This window comes from Anaerovibrio sp., assembly GCF_045637405.1.
GTDB lineage: Bacteria > Bacillota > Negativicutes > Selenomonadales > Selenomonadaceae > Anaerovibrio.
Genome location: NZ_JAZTZI010000101.1, coordinates 1 through 1,252 on the forward strand (window position 1 = coordinate 1; position 1,252 = coordinate 1,252).

Consider the following 1,252-nt stretch of genomic DNA (forward strand, 5'->3'; position numbering starts at 1 on the left):
AGTGGCAATGTATATGGAATATAACATAGCCCAGGATTGGATTCGGTTTAAGGGAGAAACTCTCTTTGGTCATGGCATGTTGCTGGGGCTTATTCTCCTGCGTGTGATAGCATTTGATTGGGTGAAAAATCCCTTAGGTTACCTGCTTCATGGCTTGGTGTACGTGTCAATGTGGCTGCTGCCCATAGTACAGGTTATTCATCATGCCATCTACGGAGAATTTATTTCCATTGGGGCGATTGTTGCCTTGCAGCAGACGGATCCCAAGGAGTCCCTGGAGTGGATAATGACCTACATAAAAGTTCCGGTCCTTTTGTTGTTGGGAATTGTCCTGTTGCTCATTGGTAGCTTTCCAGGGGTATATGAGCTAAAAATTTACCGCAAAAAAAAATCCCAGGTACAGTTCCTGAGAAAAAAATCTTTGGTAATTATAAGCTTAATAATTTGGAGTGTTATGGTAATAAAACTGTTTCCCATGGTGGGCGTGGTGGACCAATGGAAGGAACAACGGATCTTACAGGCCGAAGAACAACGCTTCAACGATAACTATGAGGAACGATTTGCTGGGATTCAGGTACACCCTAAATACAATTTAACCAAGGGTACGTATATTATTGTTGTAGGGGAATCAGAGTCCAGGGATTATATGAAGGCATATAATCCTGAATACAAATATAATAACACGCCATGGCTGTCCAGTATGGCAGCGGATGACAACATGATCATCATGGATAAGGCTTATGCTTGCTATAATCTGACCAAGATAGCCTTGGGAACGGGCTTCACGGAAGCCAGTCAATACAATGATGTAAGCTTTATTAATTCCATGTCCCTGTTGGATGTTGCCAAAAAACGGGGATATAAAACCTATTGGTTTTCCAACCAGATCGGGGAGCAATTTAATGAAGTTCCGATACATATGGTGGCCCGGCGGGCCGATTCGGTACAAATATCCATCAATGAATATGATGATGGTTTATTGCCCTTGCTTTCCACCATTGACCCTAACGAGAACAATCTCATTATTTTTCATTTGTTAGGAAGTCATGCTCGTTATGTGTGTCGTTTTCCGGATAATGAACGGGTATTTGAAGAGCGTTCCAACGAAGGTGACTATGCCAACAGTATCTATTTTACGGATAGACTTCTGCGACAGGTATTTGACTATGCCAAGGCCAATTTAAACCTTCAGGCCATGCTGTATTTCTCTGACCATGGTGAGGATTACGATTTGGGCCATGGACCCGCCATT

1 protein-coding gene is annotated in these 1,252 nt (G+C 42.7%); it reads left to right on the top strand.

Translation table 11 applies throughout. From position 1 onward, the window contains the following. Nucleotides 1–1,252, top strand: a 1,252-nt coding sequence (locus ACKI5G_RS07475) for a phosphoethanolamine transferase (RefSeq protein ID WP_407399101.1), incomplete at both ends; no start/stop codon positions are given.